Source organism: Bradyrhizobium sp. USDA 4473, from assembly GCF_054063335.1.
Genome location: NZ_JBSSGE010000001.1, coordinates 6,195,410 through 6,209,090, shown reverse-complemented (window position 1 = coordinate 6,209,090; position 13,681 = coordinate 6,195,410). Strand labels below are relative to the sequence as shown.

The 13,681-nt window shown below is 66.0% G+C and carries 16 protein-coding genes; 10 read left to right on the top strand and 6 right to left on the bottom strand.

Translation table 11 applies throughout. The features are described from left to right. Positions 1-197 precede the first annotated feature (197 nt). Positions 198-1,361, top strand: coding sequence for an acyl-CoA dehydrogenase family protein (locus ACVW17_RS29370; protein WP_456755104.1), 1,164 nt, complete (start codon positions 198-200; stop codon positions 1,359-1,361). A 147-nt stretch (positions 1,362-1,508) separates the two neighbouring features. Here the strand turns inward: ACVW17_RS29370 and ACVW17_RS29365 are convergent, their stop codons facing one another. Both ACVW17_RS29365 and ACVW17_RS29360 read right to left on the bottom strand, forming a co-directional pair. Further along, positions 1,509-3,590: a methyl-accepting chemotaxis protein gene (locus ACVW17_RS29365; RefSeq protein ID WP_456755103.1), complete on the bottom strand. Its 2,082-nt coding sequence runs from the start codon at positions 3,588-3,590 to the stop codon at positions 1,509-1,511. 173 nt (positions 3,591-3,763) lie between these two features. Beyond that, on the bottom strand, positions 3,764-4,015 hold the full coding sequence (locus ACVW17_RS29360; RefSeq protein ID WP_456755102.1) for a hypothetical protein: 252 nt from the start codon (positions 4,013-4,015) through the stop codon (positions 3,764-3,766). 180 nt (positions 4,016-4,195) lie between these two features. On the opposite strand from ACVW17_RS29360, the gene ACVW17_RS29355 reads away from it, so the two are divergent. From ACVW17_RS29355 to ACVW17_RS29345, 3 genes are read left to right on the top strand one after another with little or no spacing between them, the layout of a single operon-like run. Beyond that, positions 4,196-4,786, top strand: coding sequence for an NADPH-dependent FMN reductase (locus tag ACVW17_RS29355; protein ID WP_456755101.1), 591 nt, complete (start codon positions 4,196-4,198; stop codon positions 4,784-4,786). A gap of 21 nt (positions 4,787-4,807) precedes the next feature. Then, complete coding sequence (locus ACVW17_RS29350) at positions 4,808-5,077, top strand: SDR family NAD(P)-dependent oxidoreductase (RefSeq protein ID WP_456798174.1); 270 nt, start codon at positions 4,808-4,810, stop codon at positions 5,075-5,077. Beyond that, positions 5,074-5,592, top strand: a complete 519-nt coding sequence (locus tag ACVW17_RS29345) for an SDR family NAD(P)-dependent oxidoreductase (RefSeq protein ID WP_456798173.1) — start codon at positions 5,074-5,076, stop codon at positions 5,590-5,592. Before ACVW17_RS29350 ends, ACVW17_RS29345 begins: the two co-directional genes overlap by 4 nt. 13 nt (positions 5,593-5,605) lie before the next feature. On the opposite strand, the gene ACVW17_RS29340 is transcribed toward ACVW17_RS29345, so the two are convergent. Beyond that, positions 5,606-5,986 carry a hypothetical protein gene (locus ACVW17_RS29340; protein ID WP_097675394.1) on the bottom strand — a complete coding sequence of 127 codons (381 nt, stop codon included), beginning with the start codon at positions 5,984-5,986 and terminating at the stop codon, positions 5,606-5,608. A gap of 176 nt (positions 5,987-6,162) precedes the next feature. Here ACVW17_RS29340 and ACVW17_RS29335 point away from each other — a divergent pair, with 176 nt between their 5' ends. Continuing rightward, positions 6,163-6,792 (top strand): L,D-transpeptidase, encoded by a 630-nt coding sequence (locus tag ACVW17_RS29335; RefSeq protein WP_456755099.1) that lies wholly within the window; start codon positions 6,163-6,165, stop codon positions 6,790-6,792. A 140-nt stretch (positions 6,793-6,932) separates the two neighbouring features. Here the strand turns inward: ACVW17_RS29335 and ACVW17_RS29330 are convergent, their stop codons facing one another. Then, positions 6,933-8,051: a hypothetical protein gene (locus ACVW17_RS29330; protein WP_456798172.1), complete on the bottom strand. Its 1,119-nt coding sequence runs from the start codon at positions 8,049-8,051 to the stop codon at positions 6,933-6,935. Positions 8,052-8,450: 399 nt separating this feature from the next. Between ACVW17_RS29330 and ACVW17_RS29325 the strand changes: the two genes are divergently transcribed. The 3 genes from ACVW17_RS29325 (at position 8,451) to ACVW17_RS29315 (ending at position 11,185) form a co-directional block, all read left to right on the top strand. Next, complete coding sequence (locus ACVW17_RS29325) at positions 8,451-9,011, top strand: septal ring lytic transglycosylase RlpA family protein (RefSeq protein WP_456798171.1); 561 nt, start codon at positions 8,451-8,453, stop codon at positions 9,009-9,011. 356 nt (positions 9,012-9,367) lie between these two features. Then, entirely contained in the window at positions 9,368-10,873 is a 1,506-nt protein-coding gene (locus tag ACVW17_RS29320) for a serine hydrolase domain-containing protein (protein ID WP_456755097.1), read from the top strand. Positions 10,874-10,978: 105 nt separating this feature from the next. Then, a complete protein-coding gene (locus ACVW17_RS29315; protein ID WP_074126738.1) occupies positions 10,979-11,185 on the top strand; it encodes a hypothetical protein in 207 nt (68 codons plus the stop codon). A 60-nt stretch (positions 11,186-11,245) separates the two neighbouring features. Here the strand turns inward: ACVW17_RS29315 and ACVW17_RS29310 are convergent, their stop codons facing one another. Next, positions 11,246-11,974, bottom strand: coding sequence for a class I SAM-dependent methyltransferase (locus ACVW17_RS29310; RefSeq protein ID WP_456755096.1), 729 nt, complete (start codon positions 11,972-11,974; stop codon positions 11,246-11,248). 175 nt (positions 11,975-12,149) lie between these two features. Here ACVW17_RS29310 and ACVW17_RS29305 point away from each other — a divergent pair, with 175 nt between their 5' ends. Together ACVW17_RS29305 and ACVW17_RS29300 are read left to right on the top strand one after the other, a co-directional pair. Further along, positions 12,150-12,335 (top strand): hypothetical protein, encoded by a 186-nt coding sequence (locus ACVW17_RS29305; protein ID WP_128970955.1) that lies wholly within the window; start codon positions 12,150-12,152, stop codon positions 12,333-12,335. A gap of 140 nt (positions 12,336-12,475) precedes the next feature. Beyond that, on the top strand, positions 12,476-12,997 hold the full coding sequence (locus ACVW17_RS29300; protein WP_456755095.1) for a DUF1993 domain-containing protein: 522 nt from the start codon (positions 12,476-12,478) through the stop codon (positions 12,995-12,997). Between the two features lie 112 nt (positions 12,998-13,109). On the opposite strand, the gene ACVW17_RS29295 is transcribed toward ACVW17_RS29300, so the two are convergent. Next, the gene (locus ACVW17_RS29295) at positions 13,110-13,346 is read right to left on the bottom strand and encodes a hypothetical protein (RefSeq protein ID WP_456756555.1); all 237 of its coding nucleotides are present in this window, start codon (positions 13,344-13,346) and stop codon (positions 13,110-13,112) included. Between the last annotated feature and the right edge of the window lie 335 nt (positions 13,347-13,681).

Sequence of the window (13,681 nt, the reverse complement as noted above, 5' to 3'; positions counted from 1 at the left end):
TGCTGGCGATCGACTGCTCGACGCGCCATCTCGTCCGGTGCGATTCAGTACGCGCTGACCGCGCCGCGGGATATTGAATTCCGCGCGGTGAAACCATCGCGCGAGCGTGAGCGCGAGCGTGCGTTTCCGCTATTCCCGCCGAGAAGAAATGCGCTACTGGTTTTCTGAAACATAATAGCGCAGGCGAGGAATCTCCGATGAGCGATGACGAACAGACAGCCATGATCCGCGAGACCGTCGCGCGATTCGTGGATCGCGAACTGATCCCGCTCGAGCCGCAATATCTGAAATCGAAACTACCCGGCAGCGATCATCCCGAACTCACGCCGGAACAGCGCAAGCGGCTGCGCGACGTCTCCAAGGAGCTCGGCCTCTGGGGCCTCGATGCGCCCGAGGATCTCGGCGGCCACGATCTACCGACGCGGACGATGGCTGCGGTGCATGAGGAACTCGGCCGCAGCTGCGTGCCGTTCGTGCTGCCGCCGGACTCGCCGAACCTGCGCATGCTGCAGGCGGTCGGCACCGACGCGCAGAAGAAGAAATACCTGCAGCCCTATATCGAGGGCCGGATGGCCTCGGCGATCGCGATCTCCGAGCCCGGCGCCGGCGGCGATCCCGCAGGAATGAAGACGCGCGCGGTGCTCGAGGGCGACCAGTGGGTCTTGAACGGCCGCAAGATCTGGATCAGCAATGCGCGCGCCGCCGACTTCATCATCGTGATGGCGCGGGTCGGCAACGATCAGCGCCAGGGCGGCATCACCTCCTTCATCGTCGAGAAGGGTACCGCGGGCTTCATCATCGAGCGCGAGATCCCGATGGTCGGCGGCGGCTCGACCTATGAGATCGTGTTCGAGGACTGCCGCATCCCGAAGGACTCGGTGCTGGGCGAGGTCGGCAAGGGCTACGCGCCGATGCAGCTGCGGCTGCGCACGCGGCGGCTCGAGATGGGATCAACCTGCGTCGGCATCACCAAGCGCGCGCTCGACATGATGTGCGAGCACGCCAAGCAGCGCGAGACCTTCGGCGTCAAGCTTGCCGAGCGCCAGGCGATCCAGTGGTGGATCGCCGATATCTCGACGCGGATGCATGCCTGCCGTCTGATGGTGCGCGAGGCCGCCGACAAGACCGATCGCGGCGAGGACATCCGCCACGAGGCCTCGATGATCAAGGTGTTCGCGACCGAGATGGCCTATGATGCTTGCGACCACGCCATGCAGACGCTCGGCGCGCTCGGCGTCACGCTGGAATTGCCGCTCAACGCGCTGTGGCAGAAGGCCCGCCTGATGCGGGTGTACGAAGGCCCGAGCGAGGTCCATCGCCAGGCGATCGCCCGCCGCGTGCTCGGCCTGCGCGGGGGGTAGTAGGGCGCGAGGCTCTCGACGTCCTTGCGAGGAGCGACAGCGACGAAGCAATCCATGCCTCCACTTGCGGCACAATGGATTGCTTCGCTGCGCTCGCGATGACGTGGACAGAGCCGTGGTCGTTCCGCGATCGTGGCGTGCCGTCGGCTACGCCGCCCGCACGTCCGACAGGAAGCGGTTGACCTGGCCGGCGAGGTCTTTCGATTGCGACGAGAGCTGCTCGGCCGCGCCCAGCACCTGGGTTGCGGCGGCGCCGGTGTCGTCGGCGGCGCGCTGCACGCCGGAGATGTTGGAATTGACCTCCTGGGTGCCGCGCGCGGCTTCCTGGACGCTGCGCGAGATTTCCCTTGTCGCCGAGCCCTGTTCCTCGATCGCCGCCGCGATCGCGGTGCCGATCTGGTCGATCTCGGTGATGACGTCGACGACGCTGCGGATGGCGGTGACGGTCTCGTCGCTGGCGGTCTGGATCGCGGTGATCTGCTCGGAAATCTCCGTGGTCGCCTTCGCGGTCTGGCCGGCGAGCGACTTCACCTCCGAGGCGACCACGGCAAAGCCACGGCCGGCCTCGCCGGCGCGGGCCGCCTCAATGGTGGCGTTGAGCGCGAGCAGATTGGTCTGTGCCGCGATGCTCTGGATCAGCGTCACGACGTCGCCGATCTTCTGGGCACCTTCGGCCAGCGAGCGCGCGGTGTCGCCGGTCCGGCGGGCATGGTCGACCGCGCGTGCGGCGATCTCGGTCGAGGTCGCGACCTGGCGGGCGATCTCGGAGATCGACGAGGTCAGTTCCTCGGTCGCGCTCGCGACCGTCTGGACGTTGGTCGAGGTCTGATCGGAGGCCGCGGCGACGACCGCGGCCTGGCGGTTGGTGGCGGCCGCAGTGGCCGACATCGATTGCGCGGTATCCTCCATGACCGAGGACGCCGCCGACAATCCGCCGACCAGCTCGGTGACCTTGGCCTCGAAGGCGCGGGTCAGGTCGTCGAGCACGCGGGCGCGGCGCATCTTGACGTCGTTCTCGGCTTCCTTCTCGGTCGCGAGGCGATCGGCTTCGATCCTGTTGTCCTTGAACACCTGCACGGCGGCGGCCATCGCGCCGATTTCGTCATTGCGCGCGGCGCCCGGGATCGCCTCGGCGACGTCGCCGGCGGCAAGCCGCGACATCCGGCCGGTGAGGGCGGCGATCGGGTTGAGGATGCGGCGGCGGACCATCACGATGAGGCCGGCGCTGGCGGCAATGACCGCGAGCAGCCCGATCAGCGCAATCACGAAGCTGACGCGCGCCGACGAATAGGCGCTCGCGAGCCCTTGCTCGGCATTCTCGTAGAACGCCTCGCGCACGGTGATGATGGCGGCGAGGCCGATCTGCGATTCGGGATAGTAGGTGTCGAGATCCAGCTCGTATTTGCCGGTCACGGCGCCTTCCTTGGCGAGCTTCAGCGCCTTGCCGAACCGCTCGACATAATCGGCCTGCATCTTGCCGAGCGCCGTCATGACGTTCGCGGGTGTTGCGGGATTGTTGCGCAGCTCCTGCAAGGTCGAGAGGATCTGCTCGGTGCGGCCGGTCGAGCGATAGAGCTCGAGCTTCTCCGGCTCAGTCGCGACACGTTTGGCGCCGACCAGCGCCTTGTGCAGGCTGGCATTGAGGCCGCCGATGTCGCGCAGCGTCCAGGCGACGTTGGCGTAGTTGGCCTGGCGATAGGCATTGCCGTCGAGGCCGGCGAGCCGGCGCACCTGCTCGTCGAGCAGCGTGGTGACGCCGGCGTTGAACACGGAATTGTCGGCGACGATCTTGCCGGCGGCGGCGCGGCGGGCATCGACCGGACCGGCGATGGCAGCCGCGATGGCGTCGCGCAGCCCGGTGAATTTCGTCTTCAGCGCGTCGATCTGGCTCGCGACGGCCTCGCCGTCGTCGAGCGATCCCGGCAGTGTGGCGCGCACCTGGTTGACCTTGGCAAGCGCGCCGTCGGTCAGCTGACGCTGACGGTCGAGCTCGGCGATCTGCTTCGGATCGATCGTGCCGGCTGCGAGCAGCAGGTTGGTGGCGTAGCCACGCTCGGGGTTCATGTAGCGCGGGATGTCGCCAACCGCGCGGACGATGTCGAGCCGGCTCTGTGCGGTCGAGACCTTGTCCATGATCTGGTACTTGGTGACAGCGACATAAGCCGCGAGCCCGCCGCCGACCGCGGACAATGAGACGATCGCGGTCGTCAGGAGAGTACCGATTTTCATGGGATGCGCGCCATTCTGGACGAGAGGAGAGACCTCAACCGTACCGGGTGCGCATTAAGCTTGGGTTTATGATGCGGGTCCGCGGCGGTCCCGATCATTCGAAAGTCGAAGGCGCCGCACCGCCCGGCCGACACTGGCGGCAAGGCGGTGTAAGCGCGGGCGAGGCGCGACGATCAGTGCTCGTCGTCGTCAGCGCCCTTGGTCGCGGCGCGGTGCTGCGTCGCGCCATTGGAGCCCGCTTCGCCGCAGGGCAGCTGGTTCCAGGTGCCGTCGGCGGCCTGCTGATAAGCCTGGCAGCCGGCCGGCGTGGCGGCGGTGGATTTCTCGTCGGCTTTCTGCCGCTCGGCACTCTTTGCCAGCGCTGGCGTGGCCATGGCAGCGATGGCTGCGAGCGAGCTTGCGAAAACCAGGTTTGCGATCCGCATGTCGGGTTCTCCTTCTCGAAGCGAGATCATATCCAGAAAAGGAATCTGGCGATTTTGGGCCGTGGCGCGGCGCCTGCGACCAATTGCTTAATGGCAGGAGAACGAGCCGGAGCGGCGGTTAACGTTTGCGCGGCACGCCGCGGGACGGCTGTCGCAGTGCCGTGCTAGGATCGGCGCATCATGACGCACCGCATTCTCGTTCTCTACGGCTCCTACCGCTCGGATCGCATGGGCATCCGGCTCGCGCATTTCGTCATCGACGGCCTGCGTGCCCGCGGCGACGATGTCGAGTTGATCGACGCCAGGGAGGTCGGCCTGCCGATGCTCGACCGGATGTACAAGGAGCATCCCAAAGGGCAGGCGCCGGCCGCGCTCGAAACACTCGCGGGCAAGATCCGCGACGCTGACGGCTTCCTGTTCGTCACCGGCGAGTACAATTGGGGCATCCAGCCCGGGCTGAAGAACCTGACCGATCATTTCCTCGAGGAATGGTTCTGGCGTCCGGCCGCGATCGCAAGCTACTCGGCCGGGCGGTTCGCCGGTGCGCGCGCCGCGACCGCCTGGCACGGCACGCTGTCGGAGATGGGCATGGTGGTGGTGTCGAGCACGATCAGCGCGGGGCCGATCGCGCAGACCCTGTCGGCCGAAGGCAAGCCGATCGGCGAGGGCGGCAAGTCGCTCGAACGCGCCTTCCCACGCTTTGCCGACGATTTTTCCTGGTGGATCGAAGCCGCCAAGGCGCAGCGGGCGCGCAAGGCGCCGCCGTACTGAAGCAAATCCTCGGAGGGGATCATGAGCCTGTTCACATCGCCCTTCGATTCCGCGCGCGAGGCGGCCCTGGTGACCGGCGCCGGCAACGGTATCGGCCGCGCCATCGCGCAGGCGCTGGTGGGCGAGGGCGTGCGCACCGTGTTTGCCGATCTACACGAGGACAGGGTGTCAGCCGCAATCAAGACGGCGCCGCGTCCCGAGCTCGCAGTGCCCTGGGTCGGCGATCTCGCGCAGCGTGCGGCATGCGACGCCTTGCTGAAACACATGCGCAAGCTGCACTCGGGCAGGTGACGCATTTCGTTCACAGCGCCTCGCCGCCACGCCGCGAAGCCGATCATGCGATGGCGGTCGATGACGAGACCTGGCGACAGATGCACGCGGTCAACCTCGATGCCGGCTTTCACCTGTCGCGCGAGCTGGCGAGCAAGCTGATCGCGGCGAAGACGCCGGGCTCGTTCCTGCTGCTCACCTCGCTGCATGCGGGCACGCCGCGCAACCTGCCGCATTACTCGACGGCGAAGGCCGGCATGGCGATGCTGGTGAAGGAGCTTGCCAAGAGCTGGGGCCGCTATGGCATCCGCGTCAATGCGCTGGTGCCTGGCGCGATCGCGGCCGGCGGCTTCGTTGCCGATCCCGCGCTGGCAAGGCACATTCCGCTCGGCCGGCTAGGTCAGGCGAACGATCTCGCGCCGATGGCGCTCGCCGTGCTCTCGCACAAGCTCTCCGGCTACGTCACCGGCGCATCGATCGTGATCGACGGCGGCTTGTCGCTGACCAACTGGTTCGCGCCGCCGGAGCTCGATTGAGAATTGAAGTCTGCTACTTCGTCCTGATGTAGCCCGCGAGCCGCGACTTCTGGTCCTGGCACCATGTCGTCATGCTGCCGGCGCGGCGTTGGTCGAGGTCGGTGGACTGTGTTGCGATCGCGACTTCGGTCATCAGATCGTCGGCTTGCTTCTCGCCCATCTTGCCGCCGGTGTGCATGAAGGCGATCGCCTTGCGCACCTGCTCGGTGGTGCCGTCGGGCAGGTGCATGTCCTGCGCGCGCTGCACGAGATCCTGATAGACCAGGTCGGTGCCGGGGCATTCGACCTTGGCGGCAAAAGCCTGCAGCACCATCGTGACATAGGCTGCGCGCGGATCGGCGTGGGCCGGTGTCGCCGCGACAATCAGGCCGCCGATCAGCAAAGCGTAACGCATCGAATTCCTCCCGATGTTTTAGACATTTTGTCGCAAGGCTAGCGTCCGCGGGAACCGACTGCAACCGCCAGGACACACCTGCCGAAGGAACCGATCAAACAGCCGTGTTCCAGCCGGCGCTGCCACGATTTCAGCACGATTTCGGCAGCAAGTGCCACAAGTTGACGCAGGGGAGAATGATCGTGTCGAAATTGGGGCTTGCTGCGGTGCTGGTAGGGTCACTTGCGCTTGGCGGCTGCATGCAGGCGACGCTGTCGCCGGTGACGGATGCCGCGATGACGCCGCGTGATCGGCAATTGCTGGCGCATCCGCCCTATGCGGAGGCCAAGATTCCGGATCAGTTCCAGCGCCACATTGTCGATTACACGCGGAAGGAGCAGCCAGGTTCAATCCTGGTCGATACCGACGCGCGCTACCTCTATTACGTACTGCCGGGCGGCAAGGCGATCCGCTATGGCGTCGCCGTCGGCGAGGAGGCGATGGCCTTCTCCGGCGTCGCTACGGTCGGCCGCATGGCGGAGTGGCCCGATTGGGTTCCGACCCAGGACATCCAGGAGCGGCTCGGACCGTATCCGAAGCGGGTCGCCGGGGGACCGGCCAATCCGCTCGGAGCCCGGGGCATCTATCTCTACCAGGGCAACAAGGACACGCTGTACCGCATCCACGGCACCAACCAGCCCGAATATATCGGACAGGCGATCTCCTCGGGCTGCATCCGCATGAACAACGCCGACGTGATCGACCTCTACCAGCACGTCAAGCCGGGCGCGACCGTGGTCGTGCTGCCGCCGGGACAGAGCGCGTAAGGCCGCCAGAACGTAGGGCGGATTAGCCGACTGCGTCCGCCGTAGCTCAACGAGCGAAGGCGGGAGGCGTAATCCGCCATCATCGCAGGCCAGGGGGCGGATTACGCTTGCGCTAATCCACCCGACTTTTGCGAGTCCCGTCAGCGCAGCGGCATCGGCGGGCGAACCACCGGGCCGCCGTCATCTGCGTCAACAACACTGGACTGCTGCTGCGACTGCACGGGCCGCGGTGTGACGGCCGATTGCGGGGCGACTGGAGCCGGCGCCGGCAGCGGCGCGGCTGAGGCCGGCGGTGGCGGCGGGATGTAGGCCTGGGTGGGCCGACGCACCGGCGGCGGAGCAACCGCGGTGTGGGGGACCGCCGGCGTGATCGCCGCGCGTGGGCGCGGCGGGACCGGCCGCGGTTCGACGGCCCTGGTCTCAGTGGTCCGAGCGACACGCTGGGTCAGCTGATCCTGGCCGGCCTTGAGCTGGTCGATGCTGGCCTTGAGCTGCTCGATCTGCTGCCCCATCGACGCGAGGTCGCGGGCCATCGACTGCAACAATTGCGTTTGGTCAGGTGCACCTGCGGCTGGCGCCGCCGGGGTGGCGGGCGCGACCGGAGCCGCTGCGGCAACGGGGGCTGCGGCGGGAGCGGGCGCGGCCGTCGCGACGTCCTGCGGCGCAGCGGCCGGAGCGGCTTCCGCCGGCTGATCGGCAGCGGCTTGCGCTGTGGGCGGGGTCGCCTGGTCGGAAGCAGCGGCCGTCTTGCCGGGCAGCAGCGACGTCAGGGCCTCGATCTGAGGCACGTACTCCGCCACCACCTGCTTGACGCGATGTCCGTAGTGCTGCCACGCCGCGGTGCCCATGGCGCCGGCGATCGCGAACACGAACCAGAACGCGCGGATCGCCCATTTGTTGGTGGGACGCGGCGCGCGCTCGAGCCTGATGTCGTCCAGCCTGCCATCGTGGCTGGCGCTGTATTCCGGCATCGCCGGGGGCACCGGTGCCGCTGATATCGGCGTGACCGGCGGCACCGAGGCGACCGCAGCGGCGGATGCGATCGGCGGTGCGGACGAGGGCGCAAGGCTCGACGGTGCGAGACTCGACGGTGCAAGGCTCGACGGCGCAAGGCTCGGGCCGAACCACGGTTCGCGCTGCCCGGCTACCTTGCCGGCCTGCTGTGCGGGCGCTGCGGCATTGTCCGGGCGGGTTGCGGCGAAGCTCGGTTCGATCGCGAAAATATCGTGCGGATCAGCGTCTTTAAGTGTCGATTGCATTGGCGGTCCCCGTTTCAGTCCAAGGTCAACCGCAAATGGCGGCCGGCGAATCCTCGCTCTGTTTCGACCCCTGGCCCGGGCCCCACGACTCCAGTCCGGTTTGACCAAAGCAAGGCGAGAGGGTGGAGAGGTTGGGGAGTTTCGGGAACCGAAACCGGAGGCCGACGGCGCGCGCGTCCATCTGCATGTGCGCGCGGCACCGGACCGCATTCCCAGCGCAAGCGCCTGGGTTGTGTGGCGTATCCACCACACCTGGCCGGAAATCGCGTGGCGTGCGGCACGTCCGACCGCGCTCCGCCACCGTTCCGCCCGGATTGGATTCGGCTCATTGGAGGTTGGATTTTCGGCTTGGGCTGGGGCGCGAGTTGGGGATGCAACATGGTACGCGACGATGCAGTCATGTCGTACGTCGAGGTCAAGCGCGGTGCGCATGGTGCTGCGCCCGTCATCCTGTTTGCTCAAGCGCGAAAGCCGCTCCGGCTGTTCGCCGTCGTGATCGGCGCGGCGTCGCTCGCGGCCTGCGCGCAGTCCTCGGTTGTCAGTCAGCGCTCGCAAGCGCTGGCGAGCCGGCCGCCATCGACCGAGCCGGTGCGGGCGGCGTCATCGGCCTCGCGCACCCATGTGGCCGCCGCGCGCAAGCACGCGCCCTTTGCCTCGCGCAAGGGCGGCGACACCAGGACCGCATCGCAGGGCATGGCGAGCTTCTACAGCGACGCGCAGGAGACTGCGAGCGGCGAGAAGTTCGACGGACGCGAACTGACTGCCGCGCATCCGACTTTGCCGTTCGGCACCAAGCTGCGCGTCACCGACGTCAAGACCGGCCGTTCGGTCACCGTGCGCGTCAACGACCGTGGGCCATACGTTCCCGGGCGCATCGTCGACGTCTCCTATTCTGCCGCGCAATCGCTCGGCATGATCGGCAAGGGCGTCGCGAATGTCAGGCTCGACGTGGTGCAGTGAACCGGAGCGCGCACGCAAGGTTCGGGATTTTTGCCGGCCGGATCGGGAAAAAGTCCCGGCGCTGAGGACGCTTTAATCCTGTTGCCGGCGCGATGGCGGCCAATAGAATTGGTGCCGCTACTTCCCCGCGCTTGTCATTTTCTAAGGCGCGTGGATTTCTACCCAAACGAACCTTTCCCCGCCTTGGAGTGTCCCGCCAAGGCGGGATTTTTCTTTTGGGAGGCTTGCGCGCCGCGTGCGTTGACACGACCGGCTGGAAACCTAACCTCCGTTCTGCTTTCGGAGGACGGCCTATGCCCAACAACAATCAAGAAACTGACGGCATCGCATCAGGTCAGCCGTCTCGGCGCGGAGCATTGCAACTGTTCCTGGGTGGCGCTGCGGTCGTGCTGGCGCCCGAGGGACACTTCGGCACTGCGGCGACGGCGCAGGCCGAGACCGCGTTCGCGGACGGGCTGTCGCGCGGCCGGCCCGACGAGCAGGGCATCGCGCCATCCGCGATCCTCGATTTCCTCGATGAGGTCGACCGCCAGGGCTACGAGCTGCACAGCTTCATGCTCTGGTGCAACGGCCGGGTGGTCGCGGAGGGCTGGTGGTCGCCGTATCGCGCCGACCGCAACCACATGATGCATTCGCTGACCAAAAGCGTCACCGTCAGCGCGGTCGGGCTCGCGATGGCCGACAAGCGCTTCGGTTTGCAGGACAAGGCGGTGTCGTTCTTCAAGGACAAGCTGCCGGCTGTGGTCGACGACAAGCTCGCGGCAATGACGGTCGAGGATCTCCTGACCATGCGCACCGGCCATGCCTCGATGACCTCGGGGTCGGCGTGGCGGCCGATCAAGACCAGCTGGGTCGCCGAGTTCTTCAAGATTCCGGTGGTCTACCAGCCCGGCACCAAATGGGTCTACACCTCGGCGGCGACTTATTTGTTGTCCGCGATCGTCACCAGGACGACCGGCGAGACCGTCGCCGACTATCTGAAGCCGCGCTTCTTCGACCCTCTTGGAGTCTCGGGCTATGAATGGCCGGTCGGGCCGGAGGGCATTTCGCCCGGCGCCAACGGGCTGAGCTGGAAGACGGTCGATTGCCTCAAGCTCGGCATCCTGTACGCGCAGAACGGCATGTGGAACGGCAAGCAGGTGCTGCCGGCCGATTGGGTGGCGGCGGTGCAGCAGCCGCACGTCAAGGACACCTACGGCTATCAATGGTGGATCGGGCCCGAGACGTTCTACGCCGACGGCCTGTTCGACCAGCTCAGCTTCGTCTTCCCCAAGCACAATGCCGTGCTGGCGATCACGGCCGGCATTCCGCAGCGCAGCGGTTTCAACAGACTGGTGTTCCGACATTTCCCGGCGATGTTCGCAGGCACTGTCGCGAAGAACGATGCCGACGCGGAGAAGCTGAAGGCGCGCACCGCGGGCTTGCAATTGTTGCCGGCGTTGGTGCCGGCCTCGTCGCCGGTCGCCGCGCAGATATCCGGCAAGACCTGGCAGATGCCGGAGAACGCCGACGCGATCAAATCGGTCAATCTCAGCTTCGGCGACAAGACCTGCACTTTCACGCTCGAGGATGGCAGGGGCACCCACACAATCGACGTCGGTCTCGACGCGCCGCGCGAGGGCACCACGACGATGACCGGCAACAAGCTGCATCACGAGTATCAGCCCGATGTGATGCGGGTGGTCGCGAGCGGCAGCTGGCGCGACCTGCGTACCTTCGTGATGACCTGGACGTTCGTCGAGTCAGCGTTCCGCGACACCGTGACCTGCACCTTCGAGGGACCGCAGATGCGGTTCGCGCGCAGCGTCAATGTCAACTCGTCGGCGCTGGATATGCCGACCTTGATGGGCAAGCTGGCGTAGCCGCGACCGTAAATTGCGGCCTGCCGAATCTTGCGGCGGGGCTTCCACCAAATTGTCACACTCCCAGCGAATTGCGGCCCAAAGCCGCTGCCATCACACCGCCGGATGGACGACCTCGGCGAGGGACAAGCGTTGGCCTACAAGATGATCGCAGAACGCGAGAACGAAACGGTCAGGATCGAGCGGGAGAGCACCTTCATCATCATCGCCAAGGCCAGGGTCTGGGCCAGCGAGGGATGGCAGGTGGTGATCACCGACAAGGACGGCAAATCATACCCGCCCGAGGAATTCGACAAGCTGCTTGCGGCGTGATCCTCTTGGTTTGCGCATGATCTCTTCGGAAAACCGCTTCGCACTTTTCCGGATCAGGCGCTAGCGCTGCGCTGACACCAGCAGCATCATCGGCCGTTCGAGTTCATCGGCGAGTTCAGGCATCGCCTTGATCTGCTCGCGCGTCGGGCAGAATTCCTCGACACGGCGCAGCGTGAAGCCGGCGCCGATCAGCGCGTTGAGCGTGGTGCCGATGGTGCGGTGATATTTCAGCACGCCCTGCACATACCAATCCGTTCTGCGCTCGCCCTCGATGAAGTAGCGGTTGACCGGCCAGGTCCTGCGGCCGTCTGCGTCCTGCAGCCAGTCCGGACGGGTGGCCGCCATGTAGATCGGGTGCTCAATGGTGAAGACCAGATGCCCCTCAGGAACGATCGCGCGAACCAGCATGCGCGCCAGCCGGTCGAAGTCCCTGATGTAGTGGAAGGTGAGGGCGCTGTAGGCGAGATCAAACGTCGCCTTCGGCAGCTCCAGCGTTTCGAGGTCGGCAATCTCGTAAGTGATGGCCGGATCCTGCGTCATGGTCTTGGCGCGATCAATCATGTTCTGCGACAGATCGATGCCGAGCACGCCGGAGGCGCCTTGCTCGCGCATCCAGCGCGACACCCAGCCGAAGCCGCAGCCGAGATCGACCACGTGCTTGCCCGCGACGTCAGGCAGCATGGCGCGGATCGCAGGCCATTCCGGCGCGCCGAGCAGGCCGCGGACCTGCCGCGGCAATTGGCTGTAGCCGGCGAAGAAGCCGGGATCGTCATAGATGTTTTGCGCCATGGCCACTCGGGAAGGGACGTTGGTTGCTTCTCTGTAACCGCCGCGGCGGCGCGTGGGAACCGCTGATTGTATCGCGCGCGGGAACCAGACACGGCATTCGGCGGTTTCTGATGTCAGCGCCGCGGGATACGCCGAACGCCTGTCCCTGCGGCGTCAGACAGCCGAGGAGAGCGTCATGATAGCCGAGATGCAGATCCACACCATCGCGCGGCAGATGTTGCTGAAGCACGGCCCCGAGGCAATCGCGCAGGCCGCACAGAATGCCGTGGCCTGCGAGCGCAAGGGCGAGACCGAAGACGCCCGCGACTGGCGCCATATCGAGGATGCCCTGAAGATGATGCGCGGACCGCATCAGAGCTGACGCGGACGATGCCTCACCAAATGGTCCGGCGCTGCGCGCCGGACCATTTGGTTTGCGCCCCCCAGTGCAGCTTGCCTTCCCCCGAATTTCCGGGAACTGTGTTCCGGCAAGCAGACAAATTCTATCTGGGGGAATTCGCCATGACCTTTTCACTCTACGACGCGACCGTTGCCAACTATCTGCAGATCCTCGGCGCCACCGCGGGCTTTCTTGAGAAGAGCCTCGCGCATTTCAAGGCGAACGGAGTCGATCCCGCGGAGATCGTCGAGACCCGGCTGTTTCCGGATATGTTGCCGCTCCGCTTCCAGGTGGTCTCGCTCGCGCATCATTCCCGCGGCGCGATGGAGGCGGCGAAGAACGGCGTGTTCGTGCCCCCGTCCGGCAAGCCCGATCTGGATTACGCCGCGCTGCAAGCGCTGGTGAAGGACGCGCAGAGCGAATTGTCGGCCCTGACGCCGGACGCGGTCAATGCGTTGCTCGGGCGCGAGGTGACGTTCAAGGTCGGCGAGCGGTCGATGCCGTTCACCGCCGAGGGCTTCCTGATGTCATTCTCGCTGCCGAACTTCTTCTTCCACGCGACCACCGCCTACGACATCCTGCGTCACAAGGGCGCGCCGCTCGGCAAGCGCGACTTCATCGGCCGGCTGAATCTGAAGAAGTGATCGAACGACGCGTCAACCGATCTTGCAGCGGTGGCAACGTCAGCCGCCGTTCGCGACAAGACCACTTCCGCGCGCTGACGAGCGCGATCCGCGCATGTTTCGGGCGTGGACGCTAGCCCGTCCTGGGCCAGCGCGGCACCGGATCGAGCGGCGTCCGATACAGCTCGTGCCGGTCAATGTCGGTGACGCGCACGGCGCAACCGCGTGCCTTCAGCTCCGGCTTGACCTGCGACAGCTCATTGGCGAGCTGATCGGCGCGATCGGAGGCGAGGCTGATGTTTTCGAGGATGATTGTTCCTTGATTGCGGAACTCGTCCCCCACCACAAGATCGAAGGTGTAGTACGGCATCCCGAAGTTCTCCGTTTCGGTTTGCATCACAGGGTAACACTGAGTCGTGCGTTCCCTAAGATGCGTGGCGCACAATCAACGAGCGATTGGCGCAAAAACGATGTGCAGCGCATCGCACGATGAACGTTGGAGCACGCGGTACGCAGCACGGCGAAGGAGTCCTGTGCGGTAGCTCACCGCCATGCCGTTAAGATTTGATTAAAGCTGTCGTCGCAAGCTTAAGCCCAGTTGGAATCGCAGCGGAACCGGACTCCGGGAACCGGCAGCTGCAGGAGAAGGCCGGTGGCGTAACGCCCGCCGGCCTTTTCTCGTCCTGGACGCCGCGACCTAGAGCC

Excerpts from the sequence above, each read along its gene's own strand:
- ACVW17_RS29370 (WP_456755104.1), top strand. The coding sequence starts at position 198 with ATGAGCGATGACGAACAGACAGCCATGATCCGCGAGACCGTCGCGCGA.
- ACVW17_RS29365 (WP_456755103.1), bottom strand. The coding sequence starts at position 3,590 with ATGAAAATCGGTACTCTCCTGACGACCGCGATCGTCTCATTGTCCGCG.
- ACVW17_RS29360 (WP_456755102.1), bottom strand. The coding sequence starts at position 4,015 with ATGCGGATCGCAAACCTGGTTTTCGCAAGCTCGCTCGCAGCCATCGCT.
- ACVW17_RS29355 (WP_456755101.1), top strand. The coding sequence starts at position 4,196 with ATGACGCACCGCATTCTCGTTCTCTACGGCTCCTACCGCTCGGATCGC.
- ACVW17_RS29350 (WP_456798174.1), top strand. The coding sequence starts at position 4,808 with ATGAGCCTGTTCACATCGCCCTTCGATTCCGCGCGCGAGGCGGCCCTG.
- ACVW17_RS29340 (WP_097675394.1), bottom strand. The coding sequence starts at position 5,986 with ATGCGTTACGCTTTGCTGATCGGCGGCCTGATTGTCGCGGCGACACCG.
- ACVW17_RS29335 (WP_456755099.1), top strand. The coding sequence starts at position 6,163 with ATGATCGTGTCGAAATTGGGGCTTGCTGCGGTGCTGGTAGGGTCACTT.
- ACVW17_RS29330 (WP_456798172.1), bottom strand. The coding sequence starts at position 8,051 with ATGCAATCGACACTTAAAGACGCTGATCCGCACGATATTTTCGCGATC.
- ACVW17_RS29325 (WP_456798171.1), top strand. The coding sequence starts at position 8,451 with ATGTCGTACGTCGAGGTCAAGCGCGGTGCGCATGGTGCTGCGCCCGTC.
- ACVW17_RS29315 (WP_074126738.1), top strand. The coding sequence starts at position 10,979 with ATGGACGACCTCGGCGAGGGACAAGCGTTGGCCTACAAGATGATCGCA.
- ACVW17_RS29310 (WP_456755096.1), bottom strand. The coding sequence starts at position 11,974 with ATGGCGCAAAACATCTATGACGATCCCGGCTTCTTCGCCGGCTACAGC.
- ACVW17_RS29305 (WP_128970955.1), top strand. The coding sequence starts at position 12,150 with ATGATAGCCGAGATGCAGATCCACACCATCGCGCGGCAGATGTTGCTG.
- ACVW17_RS29300 (WP_456755095.1), top strand. The coding sequence starts at position 12,476 with ATGACCTTTTCACTCTACGACGCGACCGTTGCCAACTATCTGCAGATC.
- ACVW17_RS29295 (WP_456756555.1), bottom strand. The coding sequence starts at position 13,346 with ATGCCGTACTACACCTTCGATCTTGTGGTGGGGGACGAGTTCCGCAAT.